The organism is Sphingomonas fucosidasi (genome assembly GCF_036663855.1).
GTDB lineage: Bacteria > Pseudomonadota > Alphaproteobacteria > Sphingomonadales > Sphingomonadaceae > Sphingomonas > Sphingomonas faeni_B.
Genome location: NZ_JAXOJR010000002.1, coordinates 431645 through 456404 on the forward strand (window position 1 = coordinate 431645; position 24760 = coordinate 456404).

Here is a 24760-nt window from a genome sequence, read left to right on the forward strand (position 1 = left end):
AGCCAAATCCTCTATCTAGGGAGCTTCCACATGCGTGCACTCATTTCCAAGGTCCTGACCGGTTCGCTGATCGCCAGCGCAGCACTCGCCGTTTCGGCTTGCGGTCCTAAGACCGAGACGACCACCGACAACACGATGGTCACCGACATGAACGCCACCGAAGGCATGGACACCATGACCGACAACATGACTGCCGTTGACGGCACGATGAACGGTGGCATGATGGCCAACGACACCATGATGGCGAACGACACGATGATGTCGAACGACACCATGATGACCAACAACGCAATGTAATCTCCGCGGAGATTGCCCGTTTCGGCAGGCAGCCTCCGACCGGAATTACGTGTTGTGAAAGGCCGCCCGGGCAACCGGGCGGCCTTTTTCGTTACGGCGCGTCCACGCGTTGGTGGACGGACTTGCGTCACCTGCCGCGATCGTTTCGGAGGCGGCGAATCGAGTTGTGCGATACGCCGCGGACGATGTTCTGCCGATCACCGGAAAAGGTTAAATTCGCTTGGGAGTTTTGCGGAAACGCTCTAGATTCGCGGACTTGAAGTGTGCCCTGGGGAGGTTGGAATGAAGGTGTTGCGTACCGCGCTCGCGCTATGCGTGGCGTCGAGCGGGCTCGCTGCGGCGCAGTCGGCGTCGGCGCAGTTCTTTTTGCAGTCGCGCGATTTTTCGGCCGCAGCGGTCACCGGGGATGAGGCCGATCTGGGCCAGCCCCTGCCGGGTGCGACCTCCGCGGAAACGCGCGCTGCGCTCGTCTGGCACATGCGCGCCGCGCTCAACGTCGCCGCGCTGCAATGCCAGTTCGAGCCGACGCTGCTGACCGTGCCCAACTATAATTCGATCCTCGCCGATCATGGCGAAGAGTTGAAAGGCGCGTTCGATACGCTGACCAAGTATTTCCTGCGCGTGAACAAGGCCGCCGGTGCCCGCGCCGGGCAGGCCGCGCTCGACCAGTTCGGGACGCGCACCTATTCCAGCTTCGCGACGGTCGCCGCGCAATACGGCTTCTGCCAGACCGCCGCCTCGATCAGTCGCGACGCGGTGTTCGCACCGCGTGGGCATTTCTTCGAGGTCGCGTTGGCCCGCTCGCGTGAACTGCGCAACAGCCTGATTCCGTGGGGCGAACAGCGCTTCCCGCGCTACATCGGCAACGAGCGGTCGGCGCCCATGATGGTCCGTCTCGACACGATTTGCTGGAACAAGAAGGGCGAATGGGTCGTGAAGAAGTGCGGCGCGCAGAACTGGCCGCCGGTCGGTGTCGGGATTGCCGGGCGGTAACGTCGCTACGGATCCAAACTGCTTCTTGCCGTAGCGGCTGAGGCCAACTGGCAGCGGGCGGCTATCGGTAAGAACGAACACCAGCCCCTTCCTCCAATCCGTCACCCCAGCGAAAGCTGGGGTATCTCACGAGGCGGACGACAAGCGCCACCCGGGGAGATCCCAGCTTTCGCTGGGATGACGGATTGGGGGATCTGGGGGAGCGGACATCCTCAAGGGACGCTCGCCCCAACCGCTCAGCGCAAGCCCAGCAGCTTGTGCGTCTGCAACGACAACCGCCATTGCGGCCGCGCCATCACCATCTCCACGCACGCCTCGCGGTTGGCGTCCGCCTGCGGATCGTCGAGCGGCTGGAGCAGCAGGTTCGCGAAGTCCCAGGTCTCGATATCGGCGATATCGGTCCCCGGCTGCGGCCAGACCAGCTTCAGTTCGTCACCGGTGCGCTGGACGACGATGCTGCCCGCCTTCGGACTGATGCACACCCAGTCGATACCCGGATGCGATGCGATCGTCCCGTTGCTCTCCATCGCGATCCGAAAACCCTCGGCATGCAGCGCGTCGACGATCGCATCGTCGATCTGGAGCATAGGCTCGCCGCCGGTCAGGACGACGAAGCGGTCGTGCGCGCCCTCCCCCCAGAAGCCCGCGACTGCCACCGCCAAGCCTCGCGCATCGGCGAACTTGCCGCCGCCGAGTCCGTCGGTGCCGACGAACTCGGTATCGCAGAACTTGCACACAGCAGTCGCGCGGTCCTGTTCGCGACCCGACCAGAGGTTGCAGCCGGCGAACCGCACGAACACTGCACGGCGGCCGGCGTTCACGCCCTCGCCCTGCAGCGTCAGGAACATCTCCTTGACCGCGTAGCTCATCGCGTCAGACCGGCTTTACGGCGTAGCGGGTCGGATCGGCGATGCCCGCCTCGTCGAAACCGCGCGCGCGCAGGCGGCAGCTGTCGCACTCGCCGCAATGGAGCGAGCCCGGTGCCGGATCGTAACACGACCAGCTCAGCCCGAGATCGAGCCCGAGGCGCGTACCTTCGCGGACGATATCCGCCTTGGTCATGTTTTGAAGCGGCGCCTGGATACGGAACGGATCGCCCTCGACGCCGGCCTTGGTGGCGAGTTCGGCGAGACCTTCGAAGGCGGCGATGAACTCGGGGCGGCAATCGGGATAGCCCGAATAATCGAGCGCGTTGACGCCGATATAGATGTCGCGCGCGCCGGCTGCCTCGGCCCAGCCCAGCGCGAGGCTGAGGAAGATCGTATTGCGAGCGGGCACGTAGGTGACGGGGATGCCGCCGCCGTCTTCGGTGCCCACGCCGTCCTTGGGGACGTCGATATCGGCGGTCAGCGCGGAGCCGCCGAACGCGGACAGGTCCATCGGCAGGACGATATGGCGTTCGGCGCCGAGCGCGTCGGCGATCCGGCGCGCAGCGGCGAGTTCGACGCGGTGGCGCTGGTTATAGTCGAACGACAGCGCGAGCAGGCGCTGGCCGGCTTCGCGCGCCATCGCGGCGGATACCATCGAGTCGAGCCCGCCCGAAACGAGCGCGACCGCAAAGGGAGCAGGAGATGTCATGATGCGGAGTGCGCTAGGCCAGCGGCGCGCAAAAAGAAAGGGCCGCCCGGTGGAGCGGCCCTGAGGTTGGCGCAGATCGCGCCACAAGGGAGAAAAAACGTGCCGAATAAAAGCACGTGATCAGGGGTAGCGAAGAGGGGTGAAAAGGACGTTAACGGTCGTCTTTTCCCTCTCCCCTACGGGGAGAGGGAGGGAGCAGCCGCTTGGCTGCGGAAGGGTGAGGGGTAGTTGGGAATGGTGTCCCGAGCCTCACGCCCCTCACCCTCCCACGCGCAAGTACGCGCGGGCCCCTCCCTCTCCCCGGAGGGGCGAGGGTTTTAACCTTCCACCGGTACCGGGAATTTCTTCGCGCAGAACGCGCAGTCGACGACGATGAAGCCGGTCTCGTCCGCCATCGACTGACGCTCCTCGATCGGGAATTTCGAGATCACGCCCTTGATATAGTCCGGATCGCAGCGGCACCCGCGGACGATCGGGATATCCGCGAGGATGCGGACGTCCTCCTCCTCGTTGAACAGCCGCCATACCAAGGTCTCCAGCGGCAAGGTCGCGTCGGTCAGTTCGTCCGCACCCATCGTGTTGCCGAGCGTCGCCACATGCTCCCACTCGGGATGGTCGAGCTTGGTGTGCAGCCGTTCGCGGCCATCCTCGCCCTCGGGAAGATGCTGGAGGAACAGTCCCCCGGCGACACAGCGGCCGTCCGGGCCCTTCGCCATGCCGGTGCGGATCATCGTCGGGATCTGCTCGGACTGGGTGAAATAGCTCTGCGCGGCCTCAGACAGCGTGTCGCCGTCGAGGGGCACGATGCCCTGATAGCGCTCGTTGCTGCTCGCCATGTCGAACGTGATCGCGAGGTAACCGGCGCCGAACAGCGCGAACAGCGACGGCTCGGCGGGGGCTTCGGCGAGCTTGTCGGCATCGTACTCGATATAGCCGCGCACCTCGCCGCCCCGGTAATCGCAGACGAGCAACTGGACGACGCCGTTGTCGGTGCGCGTCTGCATCGTCAGCTGGCCGCTGGCGTCCTTCAGCGTCGAGCCGATCAGCGCGGCGAGCGTGAGCGCCTCGGCGAGCAGCTTCTCGATCGCGGAGGGATAGGCGTGCGCGGCGAGCACTTCGTCGAGCGCGGTGCCAAGCCGGACGATCCGGCCGCGGGCGCTGCGCGCGGGGATCGCGAAGGCCAGCGCGCGGTCGAGATCGGTCATGTTGGGGTCGTTCATCGGAGGGAAGATGGGGAGCGAAGGCGGCGGGTCAACCCGATTTACCATCCGTCACCCCGCCCCGCGTCCGTCACCCCAGCGGAAGCTGGGGTATCCCCGTTGGCGGACGTCGCGGGTTGCACCGGGAGATCCCAGCTTTCGCTGGTATGACGGACGGGGCGAGATTGTGGTCCCTTCACAGGCAGGCGGCGGCTTTTGCCCGTCATCCCCCATGTCCGTCACCCCGGCGGAAGCTGGGGTATCCCTGTTGGCGGACGTCGTGGCTCGTACCGGGGAGATCCCAGCTTTCGCTGGGATGACGGAGGGGCCGGCTGACGTAAACGGCGTGTTACCTCTGCCCTTTCAGCCGATCTGGCCAAAGCACCAGCGCAGCACCGACTTCTGCGCGTGGAGACGGTTCTCCGCTTCCTGCCAGATCAGCGACTGCGGGCCGTCGATCACCTCGGGCGTGACTTCTTCACCGCGATGCGCAGGCAGGCAGTGGAGGAACTTCGCATCGGGCTTGGCCAGCGCCATCAGCGCGGCGTCGACCTGATACGGAGTCAGAGCCGCCAGCTTGGTCTCGGCATGCGCCTGCCCCATCGAAATCCAGGTGTCGGTGACGACGATGTCCGCGCCCTCGACCGCCTCGCGCGGCGTCGACACGATACGCGCCCGGCCCTTGCCCCGCGCCACATCGGCTTCGGTCGGCATATACCCCTGCGGGCAGGCTGCGACGACGTCGAAGTGCATCAACCCGGCCGCCTCGACGATCGACGCCAGCACGTTGTTGCCGTCCCCCAGCCACGCGACCTTAAGGCCGGGCAGCGTCTTGCCGCTCTCGATGATCGTCAACAGGTCAGCCATGATCTGGCACGGATGCGAGGCGTCGGTCAGGCCGTTGATGACCGGCACCGAGGCGTAATGCGCCATCTCCTCGATCTTGGCGTGATCGTCGGTGCGGATCATGATCGCGTCGACATAGCCCGACAGGATGCGCGCGGTGTCGGCGACCGACTCGCCGCGCCCGAGCTGCATCGAGCCTGCGTCGGACACGATCGAGGTGCCGCCGAGCTGGCGGATCGCCATGTCGAACGAGAAGCGCGTGCGGGTCGAGTTCTTCTCGAACACCATCGCGAGGGTGTGGCCGGCAAGCGGCGCATCAGCGTCGGCGCGGCCCTTTGGGAAGCCGGCGCGGGCCGCCTTGCGGTCGAGTGCGTCGGCGAGCATCGCGGCGATGCCGTCGGCTCCGGCATCGGTGAGATTCAGGAAATGGCGGTTGCTCATGGTAACGGACCCCGTAAGAAGTTCCGTTCGTCCTGAGTAGGGGCTGAGCGAAGCCGAAGACCCATATCGAAGGACAGTGCCCCAAGCGGGCCAGTCCTTCGATACGCCACTTCGACTTCGCTCAGTGGCTACTCAGGACGAACGGCATTTAGTGACCGCGCAAAGGCGCTCAATCGTCGGCAGCCGGCACATACACCCGCGCGGCGGTCGACAGCTTGTCGATGCACTCGGCGATGTGGCTCTCGTCGATCACCAGCGGCGGCAGGATGCGAATGACGTTTTCGCCCGCCGATACCAGCAGCAGATTGTGATGATCGCGCGCGAACGCGACGAACGCGCGGCTGTCGCTCTTGAGCTTCAGCCCGAGCATCAGCCCGGTGCCTCGGACGCTGTCGAACAGGTGATCATGGTTCGGGATCATCTGTTCGAGCCCCTGCCGCAACCGGTCCCCCATCGCGGTGACGTTATCGAGGAAGCCGTCCTCGAGGATCACGTCCAGGATCGCCTCGCCTGCTGCCATCCCGAGCGGATTGCCGCCATAGGTGGAGCCGTGCGTGCCCGCGACCATGCCCTTGGCCGCTTCCTCGGTCGCCAGGCATGCGCCGAGCGGGAAACCGCCGCCGATACCCTTGGCGACGGACATGATGTCGGGCGTGATGCCGTACAGCTCGTGCGCGAAGAACTTGCCGGTCCGGCCATAGCCGCACTGGACCTCGTCGAGCACCAGCAACAAACCATGCTCGTCGCACGCCTTGCGAAGGCCGGTCAGGAATTCGTGGCTCGCCTGGCGGATACCGCCCTCGCCCTGGATCGGCTCGACCAGGAACCCGGCGGTGTTGTCATCGATCAGCGCGAGCGCGCCTTCGAGATCGTTGAAGTTGGCATAGGCGAACCCCGGCAGCAACGGCTCGAAGCCGTCGCGCATCTTGGCCTGATTGGTGGCCGAGATCGTCCCCAGCGTGCGCCCGTGGAACGCGGTGTCGAACGTGATCAGCGTGTGCCGCTGCGGATTGCCGTTGGCGAAATGATAGCGCCGCGCGGTCTTGATCGCGCACTCGACCGCTTCCGCGCCGGAGTTGGTGAAGAACACGGTGTCCGCGAACGTTTTGTCGACGAGCCGCTGCGCGAGATGCTCGCCCTGGGGCGATCCGTACAGGTTCGACACGTGCATCAGCGTCGCAGCCTGCTCGGCGATCGCCTTGGTCAGATGCGGATGCGCGTGGCCAAGCGCGTTGACCGCGATGCCGCTCGCGAAATCCAGATATTGCTGGCCATCCTCGCCATAGAGGTACGCGCCCTCGCCTCGGACCGGACGCACGCCACACCGCGGGTAGACGGGCATGAGCGGGGTGATGGTCACGACGGCAACTCCTTCAAACAGCAAGGGCGACCCGTACCGGCCGCCCGAGCCGTCTAATACGAGCGTGGCAGCCGACGCGTCAACCGGAGGGTTTGTCGACCGTAAGATCGGTCGCCTCTATCCGAGGCACATTCGAACGCACACGAATGTTAGACGCCTTTGCGGAAACCACGTCATAGATCAGGGAATAGCGTTCGATCCGTCGCAGTCCCGGCCTGTCAGCAGCCATGGCTAGCGGCCTGTACAGTCGCTTCGCCAGCGCCGCCTCGACCGCTTCTATCCAACGACCGCGAACGTTGTCGGATTGTCGCACGACATCGACATCCTGTACCGTACCGTCGGGCCGGACCATGAATGCCACGTCGATCCATTGCGGTTCGGGATCGCCGGTCATGAGCACGACGCCCGATCCACTTTTCGAACGCTCGGGCAACGTGACGGCCGGTGCATAGACTAGCACCGCCTTGTCGGTACGCTGCGCCAAAGGGGTCTTTGCGAGTTCGGTCTTTTCGACGTCATGCGCCTTGTTTCCCGCCTGCAGGTGGCGTTCGAGCGTTACCACCGCCTCGCGAAAAGGCGCGAGGTCGGCATCCGTCGTATCCTGTATCCTGCGGATCGCCTTGCGCGCTTGATAGTCATACGCCGGCTCCACGCTCGCCAGCGCCCCATAGAGGACGGCTGTGCGTAACAGGGCAAGCCCTTCCACCTCCTTCAGGCCTGCATCCGCGGCCTGCTTCGCGACCTTGCCATAGACTTCCACGGCCGCGTAAATACGTCGTTCCTTGGCAAAATTATCACCGACGATAAGACGCTGCATCAGGACACGCGGATCGCTCTTGCCAAGCCCGCTTTTCAGAACGTCCAGCGAGTCGATCGCGTTGATCCGCGACGAATTCGTTTGGCCATTCAAACTGGCCAGTCGGCCATTCGCGCGGATCAGGTCGGCGACGTCAACGGGCAGGTCCTTTGCATATTTCTGGTTGCGGCTGCGCGCTTTCAGCAACGTCCGTCGGGATGCCACATAGTCGCCGGCCAGAAACTGGTTCTCGGCATGCGCAAGCGATGCGTCGATCTCTTCCTTGGGTGGGCAATTGCGCGCGATACATTCGGCCAAGGCGCGTTCGGTACTGGTTAGGCGCTGTCCTACGACGACGATGGTCTTGTCATTACCGAGTGCCTCGGCAGGCGTGGCTGCCGCGGCGGCGGCTTGAAGCATAACGGCGACGAGCAAGATCATCCGGCTAAGCCCTACCCGAGCAACATCCTGCGCCACTGTATCCAACCGTGCACGCTTGTCCATCGACCGTGTTTACAACGACGTCCGAGCTGAATTTACCGGCTCATGCGTCGATCGCTTCCTCGTCCATGCGGCCGGCGTTTTCCTGGATGAAGGCGAAGCGGTGCGCGGGATTGTTGCCCATCAGGCGGTCGACCAGGTCCTTCACCTGCGCGCGCTCCTCGTACTCCTGCGGCAGCGTGATGCGGAGCATGCCGCGGGTGGCGGGGTCCATCGTGGTTTCGCGGAGCTGGCTCGGGTTCATCTCGCCGAGGCCCTTGAAGCGGCCGACATCGACTTTCTTGCCCTTGAACACGGTGCGTTCGAGTTCGGCGCGGTGGGCGTCGTCGCGGGCGTAGACGCTCTTGGTGCCGACTGTCAGGCGGTAGAGCGGCGGTTGGGCGAGGTAGAGATGCCCGCGGCGGACGAGTTCGGGCATCTCCTGGAAGAAGAACGTCATCAGCAGCGTGGCGATATGCGCGCCGTCGACGTCGGCGTCGGTCATGATGACGATGCGTTCGTAGCGGAGCGTGTCGGGCGTGCAGTCCTTCCGCGTGCCGCAGCCTAGCGCGAGCGTCAGGTCGGCGATTTCCTGGTTGGCGAAGATCTTGGCGCTGGTCGCCGATGCGACGTTGAGGATCTTGCCGCGGATCGGGAGGATCGCCTGCGTTTTCCGATCACGCGCCTGCTTGGCCGAGCCGCCGGCCGAGTCGCCCTCGACGATGAACAACTCGGTACCTTCGGGCGAGTTGGCGGAGCAGTCGGTGAGCTTGCCAGGCAGGCGCAGTTTGCGCGCGGAGGTGGCGGTCTTGCGCTTGACGTCGCGTTCCTGCTTGCGGCGCAGGCGCTCGTCCATCCGCTCCAGCACGTAGTTCAGCAGCGCCTTGCCGCGCTCCATGTTGTGGCTGAGGAAATGGTCGAAATGATCGCGGACTGCCTTTTCGACGAGGCCGGCGGCTTCGGGGCTGGTGAGGCGATCCTTGGTCTGGCTCTGGAATTGCGGTTCGCGGATGAAGACCGACAGCATCAACTCGCTGCCGACCATGACGTCGTCCGCACTGATATCCTTGGTCTTCTTGTTGCCGACGAGATCACCGAAGGCACGAAGGCCGCGGACGAGCGCCTGGCGGAGGCCCTGTTCGTGCGTGCCGCCATCGGGGGTCGGGATGGTGTTGCAATACCAGCTGTACGAACCGTCGCTCCATAGCGGCCACGCGACCGCCCATTCGACGCGGCCCTGCGTCTCGCCGTTCGCGCTCGGGAAATCCTGCGAGCCGGAGAAGAAATCTGAGGTCGCGCATTCGCGGCCAGCGATCTGGTCGCGGAGGTGATCGGCGAGGCCGCCGGGGAACTGGAAGACGGCTTGAGCAGGCGTGTCGTCAGCGATCAGATCGGGGGCGCAGTGCCAGCGGATCTCGACGCCCGCGAAGAGATACGCCTTCGAGCGGACGAGCTTGTAGAGGCGCTGCGGCTTGAAGTTCAGTTCGGTGCCGAAGATCTCGGTGTCGGGCGTGAACGCGACGCTTGTCCCGCGGCGGTTGGGCGTCGGGCCGAGATGCTCGATCGGGCCGAGGGTCAGCCCCTTGGCGAAGCGCTGGCGATACAGCTGCCGATCGCGTGCGACCTCGACGACGGTGTCCGACGACAGCGCGTTGACCACACTGATGCCGACGCCGTGCAGGCCGCCCGACGTCGCATAGGCTTTCCCCGCGAACTTGCCGCCTGAGTGGAGCGTCGAGAGGATCACCTCCAGCGCCGACTTGTCAGGGAACTTCGGATGCGGATCGACCGGGATGCCGCGGCCGTTGTCGACGATCGTCAGGCGGTTGTTCGCCTCCAGCGTGACTTCGATCCGCGTCGCATGCCCCGCGACCGCCTCGTCCATGGCGTTGTCGAGCACTTCGGCGGCGAGGTGATGCAGCGCGCGTTCGTCGGTGCCGCCGACATACATGCCGGGGCGGCGGCGGACGGGTTCGAGGCCTTCGAGCACCTCGATCGAAGAGGCATCATAGGTATTGGCGGCGGTCTTGCCGGCGCCGGGCGTCGAGGGGGACGCGAACAGATCTTCAGCCATGGCGCGAGCGTAGCCGGACGCGTTGGACAAAGCCACAGGCTCTGTTTGTTCTCCCTGTTGCCAGAAAGTCACATCCGCGCAGATTGTTGTGCTCGCTGCATAATTTTCCGCGATCGGCCGTTTATGAAAAACCTGTCATGGAATTTCCGGGAGTGAATATGACTAAGACGATGATGGCGGCGCTTGCAGGCGTTGCCGCTTTGGGTTTCGCGGCGCCTGCCGCCGCACAGGACATGACCGACGATGCGCCGTTCAACGGCCTCTATGTCGGCGGCTCGTTCGGCTATGACGTGCAGCCTAACGACAATGGCGAGTCGATCGCATTCGATCGCAATCTGGATGGCGTCTTCGCCGACACCATCTCGACTGCGACCGTCGCCAACGCGTTCTCGCCGGGCTTCTGCAACGGTCGCGCGACCAGCAACACCGCGCCCGCCGCTGGGGGCCGTGGCTGCCGTAGCGACAAGGACGGCATCGGCTATTCGGCACGGGTCGGCGCGGATTACCAGCGCGGCAACATCGTCGTCGGCGTGGTCGGCGAGTTCGGCAAGAACGAGATCAGCGACAGCGTCTCGGCGTTCAGCACCACGCCCGCCTTCTACACGATGACGCGCGACCTGAAGTGGGAAGCATCGGCACGCGGTCGCCTGGGTTATGCGGCGAACACGACGCTGTTCTACGGCACGTTCGGCGTCGGCTATGCCAACATCGACAACAGCTTCACGACCGGCAACACGGCCAACACCTTCACCAGCAACGGTGGCAGCAAGGAATGGGGCATCGTCGGTGGCGGCGGCATCGAGCAGAAGCTGGGTCGCAACTTCTCGGTCGGTCTCGAATATCAGTACCACCAGTATCAGGACAACGACTACCGCGTCCGCGCAGCCGGCGGCCCCGCTGGCGGTCCGTTCACGCGTGGCAACGCGTCGGGCACCGACTTCCGTCGCGACTCGCAGGACTTCCGCTGGCACAGCCTGCGCGCCACGGCTGCGTTTAGGTTCTGAGGCGCAGGGCGGCCTGCACCAAGCTGGTGCAGGACTCGCCCAAGCCCGGCCGGCGCAGCTCGCCGTGGCCGACGACATGGGCTTTGCCCATGGCTAGCGTGATATGAAAAAGGCCGCTTCCTCGGACGAGGGAGCGGCCTTTTTCGTGTTCGCGACTTGTGAGCCAGCGATGGTCCACCCGCTTCGTCATCCTGACGAAAGTCAGGACCCAGAGCCACATACGTTGCCGCTCGGTATCCTGGGTCCTGACTTTCGTCACGATGACGAGAACGCGTTGAGGCGACGCTACTGGGTTACGGACCCCAGCTCTAGAACAGGCTCAACGAGGCCGCGGACCACCAAAGGGAAGCGGCGGAGTCGGGCGGCGATCGCGGCGGGGCAGCTGCGCCTGGTAGGCATGGCCGCAGTGATCGACGCAATACGGGAAGCCCGGGTTCACCGCCTTGCCGCAGAAATGGAAGTCGGGCTCGCCGGGATGACCCAATGGCCATTTGCAGATGCGGTCGTTCAGCTCGAGCAAGCTCGTCTTGTTCGCCATTTCGGGCGACGGCTTGGCGGGCACGAGACGACGCGGCGGCGCGGGCGTGCTCGGCGGCTGCTGTTCGCCGGGCGCCTGGCGCAGGAAGCCGCCGGGACCGACCGAGCGCAGGATCGGCTGCGGCGCACGGACAGGCGCGGCAACCGGAGCGACCTCATCCTCGTCCTCGTCGTCCTCGGGCTCGTCGACGACCGGCTCGGCCACGACCGGTGCGGCGGGCTTGGGCGCAGCGGCGACGGGCGGCGCGACGGGGGCGGGCTTGGGTGCTTCGACTTCGACCGGCTCGGGAGCCGCAGTCGCGATCGAGGCCGATGCCTCCGCCGCAGCAGCAGCCTTCGCCTCGGGATCGTTCGGCTTCACCGGCGACGGACGCGCCTGCAGCTCGAGGCGGTGCGCCTTGCCGATCACGGCGTTGCGGCTGACGCCACCCAGGGCTTCGGCGATCTGGCTGGCGGTCTGGCCGGCCTCCCACATCGTCTTGAGCGTCTGGATGCGCTCGTCGGTCCAGGACATGTTCGTTCCTCAGTCTTGCTCAGCCGGGTTGCGGGCGGCAGCGGCAGCGATTACCCGCAACCCCTATGAGCAGCCAGCCCCCAATCGGTGAAATCCATTCGGCGGTACACTCCGCCCCCGGCGTTCCCGTCATAAAGAGCGTGAACTGGGAGGGATTGCGAACCCTCTATATCAAGGAGGTGCGCCGGTTCTTCAAGGTGCAGCTTCAGACGGTGTGGGCGCCGGCGATCACGACGCTCCTGTTTCTGATCGTCTTCACCATCGCGACCGGCGCGAAAAGCCCGGTTCCTGTCGATGGCCAGATCGTCGCCTTCGCCGATTTCATCGCGCCGGGGCTGATCATTGCGCAGGGGATGATGGGGCCGGCGTTCGCCAATGCGAGCTTCTCGCTGCTGGTCGGCAAGATGCAGGGAACGATCGTCGATTACTTGCAGCCACCGTTGTCCACCGGTGAGTTGCTGGCGGCGCTGGTCGGTGGCGCGGTGACACGTGCGGTGATCGTCGGGATCGTCGTGTGGGCGGCGATGGCGTTGTATCCGGGCGTGCACGTGACGCCGCATGCGCCGCTCGCGATCATCTGGTTCGGGCTGCTCGGCGCGGTGTTCCTCGCGCTGCTCGGCGTGCTGACGTCGATCTGGGCAGACAAGTTCGATCATGCCGCCGCGGTCACCAACTTCGTGATCGCGCCTTTGTCGCTTCTGTCGGGGACCTTCTACTCGGTCGACAAGCTTGCGCCGGCGTTCCGCGCGTTCAGCCATGCCAACCCGTTCTTCTACGTTATCTCGGGCTTTCGCTACGGGTTCCTCGGAATTGCCGACTCGCCGGTGATGGTCGGCGGGATCGTGATCCTGGTGATCGACGTGGTGCTGGCGACGCTCTGCTACCGGTTGCTCAAGAGCGGTTGGAAGCTGAAGAACTGATGCACAGGCTCGCGCTCTGGCTGCTGGCGTTGGCGGTAGCGTTGCTGCCGGTCGGTGCGGTGGCGCAGGGGGCTGTGGCGGATCCGGCGCTGCGGACGAAGGCCGATGCGCTGGTCGCGATCCTCGACGGGCGCGGCGCGTATGATACGTATTTCGCGGCGAGCTTCCGCGAGAAGGTACCTAAGGCGCAGTTCTCCACGATCGTCGCGAAGCTGAAGGCGACGCTGGGCGCACCCCAGAAGATCGAGTCGCTGACAGCGACGTGGGCGTGGAGCGCCGATCTGGTCGTCGGTTACGAGCGGGGGACGGCAAGCGTCCGCTTGGCGCTCGATCCGGCAGCGCCGCATGCCGCCACCGGATTGCTGATCACCGGCACAGGTGCGCGGGACGATAGCCTCGCGAAAGTCGAGGCGGAATTTCGCGCGCTGCCGGGGGCCAGCGGGTTGGGGTTGTATGCGCTTGGTGCGGGCAAGCCTGAGCCGATCCTCGAATACCGTGCGGATATCGCCGCACCGCTAGGGTCTGCGTTCAAGCTATGGGTGCTGGCGGAGCTTGCGCGGCAGGTGGCTGCGGACGAGCGTCACTGGACGGATGTCGTGAAGGTGGGTGCGCCATCGTTGCCGTCGGGCGTGTTGCAGACCTGGCCGGCGGAGTCGCCGGTAACGGTGCAGACACTGGCGACGCTGATGATCTCGATCAGCGACAACACCGCGACGGATACGCTGCTGACGACGCTCGGGCGGACGAAGGTCGATGCGATGGCGGAGGCGGCGGGCGGCAGCGTGCCGGTGATGACCACGCGCGAGATGTTCGCGCTGAAGGGTGATTCGGCGCTGACGAAGGCTTGGGCGGCGGGATCGGTGGAGGAACGGCGGGCGCTGTTGGTCGACAATGCGGTGAAGATCGCCACGGCCAAGCTGGATCCGACCGTGTTTGCGGGCAAGCCGGTGGCGATCGACAGCGTCGAGTGGTTTGCGAGCCCGGCGGCGATGGCGGGCCTGATGGATCGGTTGCGCGGCGCGGATGCAACGACTCGGGCGGTGCTGGCGGTGAATGCGGGGGTCGATCCGGCGATCGCCAAGCGGTTTGGGTATGTCGGCTTCAAGGGTGGCGGCGAGCCTGGAGTCCTGACGCTGAACTATCTGGTGCAGGCGAAGGACGGGCGCTGGTATGCGGCGACCGGGAACTGGCACCGAGCGGACGATGCAGTGAACGAGGTCCGGTTCGCGGGATTGATGGGGCGGGCGCTGGCGTTGCTCGCGGCGCGGTAAAGTAGCGGTCGTCTGACCCTGCACCACCCCGGCGGAGGCCGGGGCCCAGTTGGGAAACGTCGCTGACTGAGAGCAGCGCGCCGTTACGACCACCTTTCCACCTGGGCCCCGGCCTTCGCCGGGGTGGTGGATCTGTGGGAATGGCAGCGGTAACTAAGCCCGCCCGGCGGCCTGCCAGCTATCCGCGCACAGCCCGTAGATCAGGCTGTCGCGCAACCCCAGATGCGTTTCCCACTCGTCGCGCAACAACCGCTCGCGGCGGAAACCCAGGCGCTCCAGCAACAGGATCGACGCAGTATTCTCGGTATCCGCATCCGCGAACACGCGCTTGCGCCCTTCCGCGAACAACCGGTCGATCACCGCCGACACGGCCTCGCGAGCGATCCCCCGCCCCCAGGCCTCACGCGCCAGGATGAAGCCGATCTCGGTCACGCCGACCCCGTCAGCCTCGCTCCCCGAGACCCAGCCGATCGCACGGTCATCGCCGGCGCGGGTGATCGCCCAGGTGCGCTGGTTGCCGGGCGCGGCCTCCTCGGCGAGGTAGGTGCGGACGTCGTCGACGCTGCCGAGCGGACCGTCCGCGGAATAGGCCATCAGCTCCGCATCGGCGAGCATAGGGTGCAACGCGGTTGCATCGTCCTCGACCAGCGGCCGCAATCGCAGCCGCCGCGTCTTGAGCACCGGCGATACACCGGCGCGCCGTGGTCTCCGTCCGGGTTGCCTCACGCGGTCAGCGCATCCACGAGCGCGCGGACTTTCTTCTGGCGCCACTGCGGGAGCGGGGCGACGAGCCAATACCCCCCCTTCGACGGCTGCGACTCGCCGATCAGCCGAACGCGGGCCTGCGCCAGATCGCGCCGCGCCAGCAGTTCGGGGACGGTCGCGCGACCAAGCCCTGCCGCCGCCGCGTCGATCGCAAGGCCGGCATCGGTTACGCGGACCAGCGCAACACCGTCCTCACCGGACCAAGCAATTGCGGCTTCGCTATCGGTCCCGGGCTTGGCGATCGTCACCATGCCTTCGGATTCGAGCGCCTCGCCCTCATGCTCGCCCGGGCCATCGCCCCAACGGATCGCAAGATCGAGATTGGCTTCGGTAAAGTCGACATTCTCGTCCGCGGTGATCAGCACGAACCGCAGCTCGGTATCCGCCTCGGCGATCTGTGCGAGCCGCGGCATCAGCCACTTCTCGGTCAGGTCGCGCGGCGCGGCGATCGTCAGCGATTTGGACGACTGCCCCGCCTGCATTGCGCGGACGGCCTCCTCGAACTGGAGGAACCCGCCACGCAGCGCGCCCAGGCCGGCCTCTGCTTCAGGCGTCAGTTCGAGCCCGCGCGTGGTACGCCGGAACAGGACGACGCCCAGCGTGTCCTCCAGCGCACGGATCTGCTGCCCGACCGCCGCCGGCGTCACCGCGAGTTCGTCCGCGGCCCGCGTGAACGACAGATGCCGCGCCGCCGCGTCGAGGACGCGCAGGCCGTTGAGCGGAAGATGCGTGCGCTTCATTGGACGTGCCCCTGAGCGGCCAGGAACCGGCCAACATTCGTCACCCCAGCGAAAGCTGGGGTATCCCCGTTGGCGATCGTCGCGCCCGCCCCATGGATATCCCAGCTTTCGCTGGGATGACGGTGAATGTGGTGTTCGCGCATCAATGCAGCACCGCGGGGGCGAACAGCGAGAAGCGGGGGATCTCGACGTCGAAGATCGCGCCGTCCTCGCGGACCATGCGGTAATTGCCCAGCATCTCGCCCGACGGGGTGGCGAGCGGGCAGCCCGAGACATAGTCGAAGCTCGCGCCCGGTTCGATCACCGGCTGTTCGCCGACCACGCCCTCGCCTTCGACCGAGTGGCGCGCACCGCGGCCATCGGTGATCACCCAGTGGCGGGTCAGCAGCTGGACCGTCTCCGTGCCCTCGTTCTCGAGGCGAATATGATACGCCCAGAACCAACGGCCGCGCTCGGGCTCGGACTGTTCGGGCAAATAGCTGACCGACACGCGCACCGTCACCCCATCGGTCGTCGCCGCGTTGGGGAACAGCGCCTTCACAATCCTGCCTGCCTCAAGGCCTGATCAAGGTCGTCGATCACGTCCTGCGCATCCTCCAGCCCGACGTTGATCCGCAACAACCCCTCGGTCACGCCCATCTCGATCTGCTTGTCGGGCGAGACGCTGGCGTGCGTGGTCGAGGCCGGGTGCGTCATCAGCGAGCGCGAGTCGCCGATGTTGTTCGAGATGTCGACCAGTTCGAGACCATCGAGCAACGCATGCGCCTGCTCGCGCCCCTCGACCTCGAACGCGAAGATCGGGCCGCAGGCGTCCATCTGGCGCATCGCCAGTTCATGCTGCGGATGGCTCGGCAGGAAGGGATGCAGCACGCGGGGCACACGGCCTTCGAGGAATTGCCCGACCTTCATCGCGTTCTCGGACTGGCGGTGGATGCGCAGGTCGAGCGTCTCGAGGCCTTTGAGGACCACCCATGCATTGAACGGTGACAAGTTCGGGCCGGTGTTGCGCGTGAACGGGAGCAGCGTGTTGGTGATGAAATCCTCGGTGCCACAGACGGCGCCGGCGAGCACGCGGCCCTGCCCGTCCATCATCTTGGTCGCGCTGTAGGCCGTCACGTCCGCACCGAACTCCATAGGCCGCTGCAAGGCCGGCGTCGCGAACGCGTTGTCGACCACGGTCGTGATGCCGCGTTCACGCGCGATGTCGCAAATCGCCTTCAAATCGGCGATGTCCATCGTCGGGTTGGCGGGCGTCTCGAAAAAGAACACCTTCGTTTCAGGGCGAACCGCGTCGAGGAACGCCTGCGGATCGCGCGCATCGACTATCGTCGTGGCGATCCCGAATTTCGGGAGCAGCGTATCGGTCAACCAGCGGCACGACCCGAACGCCGCACGCCCGCCGACGAGGTGATCGCCGGTCTGGAGCTGGCACAACAGCGCCGCGGTCATCGCCGCCATGCCGGTCGCCATCGTCCGGCACGCCTCGGCGCCTTCCAGCAGAGCGATCCGCTCCTCGAGCATCTGCACGGTCGGGTTCTGCAGGCGGGAATAGGTCATCCCCTCCTGCTCGCCGGCAAAGCGCGCCGCGGCGTCGCCCGCTTTGTCGTAGCAATAGCCCGAGGTGAGGAACAACGCCTCCGACGTCTCGCCATATTCGCTGCGGGCGGTGCCGCCGCGGATGGCGCGCGTCGCGGGACGCCAATTCTGGGTGATCGAACGATCCTGGCCGGTCTTGCGCTTCATGCGCGCCGCTTTGCCGGGGGGGAGCGGGGATGACAAGCCTTGCAGGTGTCGGGGGCGGTCCGCGTGTCTCAATCCTCCCCCGCCAGGGGGAGGTGGCTAGCTCTTGCCAGACGGAGGGGGAGGTAAAGGAAAACCTCTGTGCCGTACCCTCCCCCTCCGTCACCTTCGGTGACACCTCCCCCTTGCGGGGGAGGATCGCGGGTTCGGTCAGTACCGCCCCCAGGTGAATTTCGACGACAGCGCGTAGTTCCACACCGCGCCGACCAGCACGCCGCTCAGCGCCGAGGCGGCCCACGCCCCGTCGCGCATCTCGTACAGGAACGCGGCGATGCCGACGTTGGCGACCGCGCCGACCGAGCAGATTACCGCGAACGACACCCAACCGTCGACCAGTTGCCGCCAGCCCTTGAGCCGCCGGTCCCGATAGGTCAGCGCGTTGTTGAGGAAGAAGTTGAACGTGAGCGCGGCGAGCGTCGCGACGATCTCCCCAACGACGAAATTCGCACCGAACCCGACGAACAAAGCGGTCAGCACCGCCATGTGGATGCCGACGCCGAGCACGCCGATCGCGGAGAACATCGCGAACCGCACCGGCACGACACGCCCGAACATCCGGTCGTAGATCGCGATCAGATATTCCATCGCGACGACGTGATCGAGCTTGCTCTCGCCCTCGGTGCGGCAGCGGAAGGTGTAGGGGACCTCGACGAAGCGCAGCGGCGTCGGCGAGGCGGTCAGCAAGTCGAGCAGGATCTTGAAGCCGATCGCCGACAGCGATGGCGCGAGGCGGCGGACGATGTCGGTGCGGATCATGAAGAAGCCGCTCATCGGATCGTTGAGATCGCATTTCAGCACGCGGCGCGACAGCTTGGTTGCGAGCGCCGACTTGGCGACGCGGTCGCTGTCCCACTCCCCGGTGCAGCCGCCGCTGACGAAGCGCGAGCCGATCGCCACGTCGGCCTCTTCGTCCTTGAGCAGATCGAGCATCTTCGGCAGCAACGTCTCGTCGTGCTGGAGATCGCCGTCGATCACCGCGACGATCGGGGCGGCGGTGGCGCACATGCCCTCGATGCACGCCGACGACAGCCCACGCCGACCGATCCGCTGGATCACACGCACGCGCTTGTCGAGCCGGGCGATCGCGCGCGCGGCATCGGCGGTGCCGTCGGGACTGTCGTCGTCGACGAAGATCGCCTCCCAGTTGCGCCCGGCCAGCGCCTGGTCGAGCTTGGCGATCAACGTCGGGACGTTGGCCTTCTCGTTGAAAGTCGGGATGACGATCGCAAGTTCGAGAAGGTCGGCGATCACAAGCTCAGCCGAGTTCGGCGAGAATGGCATCACCCATGCCGCGGGTCGACAGCGTACCGCCGAGATCGGGCGTCCGCGCGCCGCCCAGGATCGCGGCCGCGACCGCCGCCTCGATCCGGTCGGCGGCGTCGGGCAGATCTAGCGAGTGGCGCAGCATCATCGCCGCGGACAGGATCGCGGCGCACGGATTGGCCTTGCCCTGACCGGCGATGTCGGGCGCGCTGCCGTGGATCGGCTCGTACATGCCCTTGTTCGAGCCGTTGAGCGCGGCGGACGGCAGCATGCCGATCGAGCCCGCGCACATCGACGCCTCGTCGGAGAGGATGTCGCCGAACAGATTGCCGGTGACGATCACGTCGAACTGGCCAGGGTTGCGCACCAGCTGCATTGCCGCGTTGTCGACGTACATGTGGCTGAGTTCGACGTCGGGATAGTCGGCCGACACCTCGATCACGACGTCGCGCCAGAGCTGCGAGGTTTCGAGCACGTTGGCCTTGTCGACCGACAGCAACTTGCCCTTGCGGGTGCGTGCGGTCTCGAAGCCGACGCGGGCGATACGCGCGATCTCGGTCTCGTCGTACCGCATCTCGTCATGGCCCTCGCGCAGGCCATCGGCGGTGGTGCGGATGCCCTTCGCGCCGAAATACACGTCGCCGGTCAGCTCGCGGACGATGACCATATCGATCGACCGGGCAATCTCGGGACGGAGTGCGGAGGCATCCTCGAGGCCCGCGAACAGCTTGGCAGGACGCAAATTGGCGAACAGGCCGAGGTCCTTGCGCAGGCCGAGAATGGCTTGCTCGGGGCGGAACTGGCGTTCGAGCGCATCGCAGTCCGGATCGCCGACCGCGCCGAACAGGATGGCGTCGGCGCGGCGGGCGAGGTCGAGCGTCTCGGGCGGCAGCGGATGACCGGCGGCCTTGTACGCGGCGCCGCCGACGAGGCCCTCTTCGTAGCTGAGGTCGAGGCCGAGCGTATCGAGCACCCGCCGCGCTTCCGCGGTGACTTCGGGTCCGATGCCGTCGCCGGCCAGTATCGCGATCAAGGGCATGTGCGTTCCTCCTGCGCGGCCCCTTGCCGGGCGGTGCGCGCTCACGCAACCGCCCTTTTGAGCCGATCGACCAGCCGGTCGCGCGCCGCCAACGGGTCGGCGCGACGGTCGACGAGGATGTCGCGGGCAAGAAAATGTCCGGTCAGTCGCAGCCCGTCGAAGATGTCGGACCACGCAGCCTCCCCGCCGGTGAGGAGGAAGGGCGGCAATCGCAGCAGCTTGGCCTCGTAACCGAACGCTGCTCCGCGCGAGACCGCCGCGCCGCTCCGGGGACTGACGAAGCCGAGATCGTCCTCCGCCCCGCTCGCCACACAGCGGTCGAGGTCGAGGCCGAAGCCGAGTTCGGCGAGCACCAATAATTCGTACCGGACCAGCGCCGCCGCCCATCCGCGCGCCGATGGCGCCGCCTCGATCGCGCCGAGTACCCCTTCCAGCGCATCGTGGATGTGCGGATAAGGCTGCGCTTCGGGCAGCGCGGCGGCGGTCAGCGCGGTGGCCCATTCGAGTGCGCCCGCCGCCAGCGGCTCACCGTGCATCTGCGCGCGGCTATGGATCAGCTCGGCGGTCAGCGAAGCGAGTTGCTCGCCGGTCCGCGCGCGCCATTCGCCCTGGATGACGTTCGCCTGGAGCAGCACCGGCCGCATCGCGCGCGACCGTCCGCCGCGGACATAACCGGGCTGGACACCGTCGTTGCGGGTCAGCGCCCGCACGATCGCGCCGTGCTCACCATGCTGGCGGACGGCGACGACGATGGCGGCTGCGCGGAGGTGCATGCAGGTCCTATACCCCGCTCCGCATGGGAGAGGGTAAAAAGGTCTCCACCCCTCTCTCCCTCAGGATGGGGAGACGATCAGCGGCGGATCTTCTTTGCGAGCGTGGCCAAGGCCGGATGCGTTGCGGCGCGTTTGGCCGTCGCGATCGCACGGTCGAACCCGCGCAACGCCATCACCATCACGCGGTTCGCCAGCGTTGGCCGCAACAGCAGCACATCGACGCACGCCGTCCCCCCGGTCGAGAATTGCCGCTTGTGCTGCCCTTCCCCCTCGGTGAAGTCGAACCGTGCGAACCGCTTCTCCGCGAACAGCGCGCGCATCGCCTCGACCTGCAAAACCGCGCCCGGCGACAGGTCGTTATGCGTCGGATCATGCCCGACATAGGTGTAACACAGCGAGTCGCCGTCGGCGGTGCAGCACAGATAGGCGACCGGCACGCCTGCAATGAACGCCAGCCAGGCACGCACCCTGTCCTGCGCCGCGAGCGATACGAGATGGCGCACCGAAGCCGTATCGTCGGGCAGTCCCGATCCGAGCAGCTTCTCCTGATACGTTGTCACCGACACCGCGCGGGCGAGCGGGTGGAAGTCGCCGAACGCCGCTGCATCGTGATAGCGCCGGATATCGAGCACGCCGCCATTCGCTGCGGCGAGCTTCTTCGCCTTGCGCTTGATCCCCGACCTTGCGCTGCCGGACAATCCCGCGAGCCACGCCGCCTCCCCCGCCGCAAGATCGATATGATATCGCACATAGCGCTGCCGAACGAACGCGAGCAGGCCGTGGCGATCGAGACCGCCAAGCATCGGTTCGGGCAACGACGTCACCAGATAGCCATCGGCGTCGTCGGGCAGCGGCGGCAGGATCGGTGCTGTCGGCGCGAGCACGGCGTCGAGCGAAAACGACACGCGCATCAGGTACCGGGGGATGGTCGCGAGGGTCCGGGCGCCGATCTGGAACTTCAGCGGCAGGCGTCGAACCGCATCGTCCGCCATTACAGCCCGCGCGATCGCGGCCGTTCCTCGACCCAGTTCGACCAGAGCTGTTCGGCCTGCCGCCAGCGGGTCCGCAACTGATCGGGCGCGAGCGGCGTATCCGCGCGGTCGAGCGCGAGCGGCGGGCGATCCGCGAAATGATGCGTCGGCAACACTTCGCGCATCTCCGACAACATTCCGCACAACGCCGTGAAGCGCCGCACATGGACCGCGTTGGGCCGCGTGCCGCTCCGGTTCGCCAGTTCGAAGCCGTGGCTGACGATCGTCACCACCGCATGCCCCGACACCGCGGCATGCTCCAGCGCGTCATAGGTCTCGCCAGCCGACAGCGCGCAGAGCTGGAAGGTGCGAATCTTGTCGCGCCGATCCTCGATCACGGTAACGGGCACTTCGATCACGCCCTTGTCCTGCGCACGGCGGACAGGCGAGATCTGCTGCGCCGGCAGCGAGATACGGCTCGTTCCCGGGGCTTCCGAGCCGTTATGGCTGCTGTCGTAACTGAACCCGAGTGCCGCAAGCGCGGTCAACGTGTCGTCGTTGGCCGCATAGCTGCCCGCACGGAAGGCGATCGGGTGCGGTGCTCCTGCCTCGACCAGCAGTTCGGTGGCGCGCATGAGCAGATCGGTCTGCTCGGCGAGGCTATAGTCGAACAACGCGAACCGGTCGTGCGCTGCGCCGCGGTCGCCGGCTTTCGCGGTCGTCCAGTTGGGGTGAAGGTGAAGCTGGACCTCCTGCCCCGCGTCTAGGATCGTCTCGATCATGCGACGAATGGGGGCCAGGCCGAAGGTGATGCCGGGCATCGGATCGACAAAGAAACACGCTTTCAGATCGTGCCGCGCGAGTTCGCCCAGTTGATAGGCAAGCCCAACGCCGGCCGGCTCAAGCGACCGCGCGTAAATCGCGTCGCAGTCGAGCCCGGCGACGTGATGCCGCCACGCGAACTCCGTATCAATAGTCAGGAAGACGGGCGTGGTCACTGCGCCCTCTCTATTCGAGGATAATGAAGATCAGGTTTCGTTTCCTTACGATCGCTGGCCGCGAGCGTCGCCGACGGCCACCGATCAGCGCGAATGGTAGAAATCATACACCTGTTGCGCGACGCCCGCCGACACACCGGGCGCCTGTTGCAGATCCTGCAGGCTCGCATTGCGCACCGCGCGGCCGGTGCCGAAGTGCATCAGCAGCGCCTTTTTTCGCGCCGGACCGATGCCGGGGACCTCGTCGAGCGGGCTCGCGCCGATCGCCTTGCTGCGCTTGTCGCGGTGGACGCCGATCGCGAAGCGGTGGACCTCGTCGCGGAGGCGCTGGAGATAGAACAGGACCGGAGCATTTACCGGCAACTGGAACTCGCGGCCGTCGAGCATGTGGAACACCTCCCGGCCATCGCGGCCGTGCTCGGGGCCCTTGGCAATCCCGACCAGGCACACGTCCTCGACGCCGATCTCCTCGAGCGCGGCCTTCACCGTATTGAGCTGTCCCTTGCCGCCGTCGATCAGCACCAGATCCGGCCAGTCGCCCGAATCGCGATCAGGGTCTTCGGCCTGCGCGCGCGAGAAGCGGCGGGTGAAGACCTCGCGCATCATCGCGAAATCGTCGCCCGGCGCGGTATCCTTGTTCTTGATGTTGAACTTTCGATACTGGCCTTTGCGGAAGCCCTCAGGCCCGGCGACGACCATTGCGCCGGTCGCCGCGGTGCCCTGGATGTGGCTGTTGTCGTAGATCTCGATGCGCTGCGGCGGCTCGGCAAGATCGAACAGGTCGGCAACCTCGCGCAGGAGCTTCGCCTGTGTCGTCGATTCGGCCTGACGGCGCTCGATCGCCTCGACCGCGTTGCGTGTGGCCTGGTCCATCAGGCGACGGCGATCGCCGCGCTGCGGGACCTGGATCGCGACCTTGTAGCCGGCGCGTTCGCCCAACGCCTCGACCAGCAGCGCGCCCTCCGGCAATTCGCGATCGAGCAGGATCTGCTTGGGCGGCGGCACGTCCTCGTAGAACTGGCCGAGGAAGCTGGTCAGCACCTCGTCCTCGGGAACGTCGTTGGTGTGCTGTGGGAAGAAGCTGCGATGGCCCCAGTTCTGGCCGCCGCGGATGAAGAACGCCTGGATGCCGATGAGGCCGTCCTTGCACGCCATCGCGAAGATATCCGCGTCGCCGACGCCTTCCGCGTTGATCGCCTGCGTGCCCTGGATGAAGGTCAGCGCACGGAGACGGTCGCGGAGCAGCGCCGCGAGTTCGAAGTCCATATTCTCAGCCGCGGCCTGCATCTGCGCACCGAGCTTGGCCTGAACGCCGGTCGACTTGCCGCCGAGGAACGCCTTCGCATCCTCGGTCAGTTCCCGGTACGCGGCCTCGTCGATGCGGCCGACGCACGGCGCGGAGCAGCGCTTGATCTGGTACAGCAGGCACGGCCGATCGCGGGTCTTGAAGAAGCTGTCGGTGCAACTGCGCAGGAGGAACAGCTTCTGGAGCGCGTTGAGCGTGTTGTTGACCGACCCGGCGCTGGCGAACGGCCCGTAGTAATTGCCCTTCGCCCGACGCGCGCCGCGGTGTTTCTGGACGCGCGGGAAGGCATGGTCGTCGCGCAAGAGGATGAACGGGAAGCTCTTATCGTCGCGCAGCAGCACGTTGTACGCGGGGCGATAGCGCTTGATGAGCTGAGATTCGAGCAGCAGCGCTTCGGCTTCGTTGTTGGTCGTGACGATCGTCATCGACCGGGTCTGCGACACCATCCGCTGGAGGCGCTTGGTGAGGCGCTCGACCTGAACATAGTTGGCGACGCGGTTCCGGAGTGCGCGCGCCTTGCCGACGTACAGCACGTCGCCGCGCGCATCCTGCATGCGATAGACGCCGGGGCGGATCGGCAGCGTGTCGAGCACGTTGCGGATCGCCGCCACGCCCGCCGCGAGATCGGGCGCCTCCCCGCCGCCGCGGACGGCGAAGGTGGATTTGTCTTCGTTGAAACGGTCGGGGGAATTGGGAGCGGACATTGACCGGAATCTAGGGGCTGGGTGGCGGTTCCGCTACCGCCCGGACGCACGGGAGCGACGCAGACACGAAAAAGGCCGGTCCGACCCCTGT

23 protein-coding genes are annotated in these 24760 nt (G+C 66.2%); 5 read left to right on the forward strand and 18 right to left on the reverse strand.

The genetic code is table 11. The features are described from left to right. Positions 1-30 precede the first annotated feature (30 nt). Both U1737_RS05520 and U1737_RS05525 read left to right on the forward strand, forming a co-directional pair. A complete protein-coding gene (locus tag U1737_RS05520; protein ID WP_128455324.1) occupies positions 31-297 on the forward strand; it encodes a hypothetical protein in 267 nt (88 codons plus the stop codon). Positions 298-579: 282 nt separating this feature from the next. Next, positions 580-1290, forward strand: a complete 711-nt coding sequence (locus U1737_RS05525) for a hypothetical protein (protein WP_332795916.1) — start codon at positions 580-582, stop codon at positions 1288-1290. Between the two features lie 236 nt (positions 1291-1526). Here U1737_RS05525 and queE read toward each other — a convergent pair whose 3' ends face one another. The 7 genes from queE to parE all read right to left on the reverse strand — a co-directional run bounded on the left by queE (position 1527) and on the right by parE (position 10064). Beyond that, entirely contained in the window at positions 1527-2159 is a 633-nt protein-coding gene (queE, locus tag U1737_RS05530) for a 7-carboxy-7-deazaguanine synthase (RefSeq protein WP_332795917.1), read from the reverse strand. A 4-nt stretch (positions 2160-2163) separates the two neighbouring features. Further along, a complete protein-coding gene (queC, locus tag U1737_RS05535; RefSeq protein ID WP_248522293.1) occupies positions 2164-2868 on the reverse strand; it encodes a 7-cyano-7-deazaguanine synthase QueC in 705 nt (234 codons plus the stop codon). A gap of 317 nt (positions 2869-3185) precedes the next feature. Next, a complete protein-coding gene (gene hslO, locus U1737_RS05540) occupies positions 3186-4073 on the reverse strand; it encodes an Hsp33 family molecular chaperone HslO (RefSeq protein ID WP_248522295.1) in 888 nt (295 codons plus the stop codon). Positions 4074-4430: 357 nt separating this feature from the next. Beyond that, positions 4431-5354: an ornithine carbamoyltransferase gene (argF, locus tag U1737_RS05545; RefSeq protein ID WP_248522297.1), complete on the reverse strand. Its 924-nt coding sequence runs from the start codon at positions 5352-5354 to the stop codon at positions 4431-4433. Between the two features lie 169 nt (positions 5355-5523). Next, complete coding sequence (locus U1737_RS05550) at positions 5524-6714, reverse strand: aspartate aminotransferase family protein (RefSeq protein ID WP_332795918.1); 1191 nt, start codon at positions 6712-6714, stop codon at positions 5524-5526. Positions 6715-6793: 79 nt separating this feature from the next. Beyond that, on the reverse strand, positions 6794-7951 hold the full coding sequence (locus tag U1737_RS05555; protein WP_332795919.1) for a hypothetical protein: 1158 nt from the start codon (positions 7949-7951) through the stop codon (positions 6794-6796). A gap of 103 nt (positions 7952-8054) precedes the next feature. Beyond that, entirely contained in the window at positions 8055-10064 is a 2010-nt protein-coding gene (gene parE, locus U1737_RS05560) for a DNA topoisomerase IV subunit B (protein ID WP_248522303.1), read from the reverse strand. Positions 10065-10222: 158 nt separating this feature from the next. Here parE and U1737_RS05565 point away from each other — a divergent pair, with 158 nt between their 5' ends. Beyond that, positions 10223-11068, forward strand: coding sequence for an outer membrane protein (locus U1737_RS05565; RefSeq protein WP_248522305.1), 846 nt, complete (start codon positions 10223-10225; stop codon positions 11066-11068). 319 nt (positions 11069-11387) lie between these two features. On the opposite strand, the gene U1737_RS05570 is transcribed toward U1737_RS05565, so the two are convergent. Then, positions 11388-12119, reverse strand: a complete 732-nt coding sequence (locus U1737_RS05570) for a GcrA family cell cycle regulator (protein WP_332795920.1) — start codon at positions 12117-12119, stop codon at positions 11388-11390. Positions 12120-12184: 65 nt separating this feature from the next. Here U1737_RS05570 and U1737_RS05575 point away from each other — a divergent pair, with 65 nt between their 5' ends. Beyond that, positions 12185-13039 (forward strand): ABC transporter permease, encoded by an 855-nt coding sequence (locus tag U1737_RS05575; RefSeq protein ID WP_248522309.1) that lies wholly within the window; start codon positions 12185-12187, stop codon positions 13037-13039. Then, on the forward strand, positions 13039-14310 hold the full coding sequence (locus U1737_RS05580) for a serine hydrolase (RefSeq protein WP_332795921.1): 1272 nt from the start codon (positions 13039-13041) through the stop codon (positions 14308-14310). Before U1737_RS05575 ends, U1737_RS05580 begins: the two co-directional genes overlap by 1 nt. Before the next feature lie 153 nt (positions 14311-14463). Here U1737_RS05580 and U1737_RS05585 read toward each other — a convergent pair whose 3' ends face one another. The 10 genes from U1737_RS05585 to uvrC all read right to left on the reverse strand — a co-directional run bounded on the left by U1737_RS05585 (position 14464) and on the right by uvrC (position 24669). Beyond that, positions 14464-15036: a GNAT family N-acetyltransferase gene (locus U1737_RS05585; RefSeq protein ID WP_332795922.1), complete on the reverse strand. Its 573-nt coding sequence runs from the start codon at positions 15034-15036 to the stop codon at positions 14464-14466. Then, positions 15033-15815, reverse strand: a complete 783-nt coding sequence (locus tag U1737_RS05590) for a LysR family transcriptional regulator (RefSeq protein ID WP_332795923.1) — start codon at positions 15813-15815, stop codon at positions 15033-15035. Before U1737_RS05590 ends, U1737_RS05585 begins: the two co-directional genes overlap by 4 nt. Before the next feature lie 142 nt (positions 15816-15957). Continuing rightward, positions 15958-16356, reverse strand: coding sequence for a Co2+/Mg2+ efflux facilitator ApaG/CorD (gene apaG / locus U1737_RS05595; protein WP_332795924.1), 399 nt, complete (start codon positions 16354-16356; stop codon positions 15958-15960). Further along, positions 16353-17558, reverse strand: a complete 1206-nt coding sequence (locus tag U1737_RS05600; protein WP_332795925.1) for a trans-sulfuration enzyme family protein — start codon at positions 17556-17558, stop codon at positions 16353-16355. Before U1737_RS05600 ends, apaG begins: the two co-directional genes overlap by 4 nt. 207 nt (positions 17559-17765) lie before the next feature. Further along, complete coding sequence (locus U1737_RS05605; protein ID WP_332796044.1) at positions 17766-18863, reverse strand: glycosyltransferase family 2 protein; 1098 nt, start codon at positions 18861-18863, stop codon at positions 17766-17768. Between the two features lie 7 nt (positions 18864-18870). Continuing rightward, a complete protein-coding gene (leuB, locus tag U1737_RS05610) occupies positions 18871-19917 on the reverse strand; it encodes a 3-isopropylmalate dehydrogenase (RefSeq protein WP_248522319.1) in 1047 nt (348 codons plus the stop codon). A 41-nt stretch (positions 19918-19958) separates the two neighbouring features. Further along, a complete protein-coding gene (recO, locus tag U1737_RS05615) occupies positions 19959-20690 on the reverse strand; it encodes a DNA repair protein RecO (RefSeq protein WP_332795926.1) in 732 nt (243 codons plus the stop codon). Positions 20691-20767: 77 nt separating this feature from the next. After that, entirely contained in the window at positions 20768-21682 is a 915-nt protein-coding gene (locus tag U1737_RS05620) for a GNAT family N-acetyltransferase (RefSeq protein ID WP_332795927.1), read from the reverse strand. Further along, positions 21682-22659 carry a polysaccharide deacetylase family protein gene (locus tag U1737_RS05625; protein WP_332795928.1) on the reverse strand — a complete coding sequence of 326 codons (978 nt, stop codon included), beginning with the start codon at positions 22657-22659 and terminating at the stop codon, positions 21682-21684. The genes U1737_RS05620 and U1737_RS05625 overlap by 1 nt, the downstream gene beginning before the upstream one ends. An 84-nt stretch (positions 22660-22743) precedes the next feature. Further along, entirely contained in the window at positions 22744-24669 is a 1926-nt protein-coding gene (gene uvrC / locus U1737_RS05630) for an excinuclease ABC subunit UvrC (RefSeq protein WP_332795929.1), read from the reverse strand. Between the last annotated feature and the right edge of the window lie 91 nt (positions 24670-24760).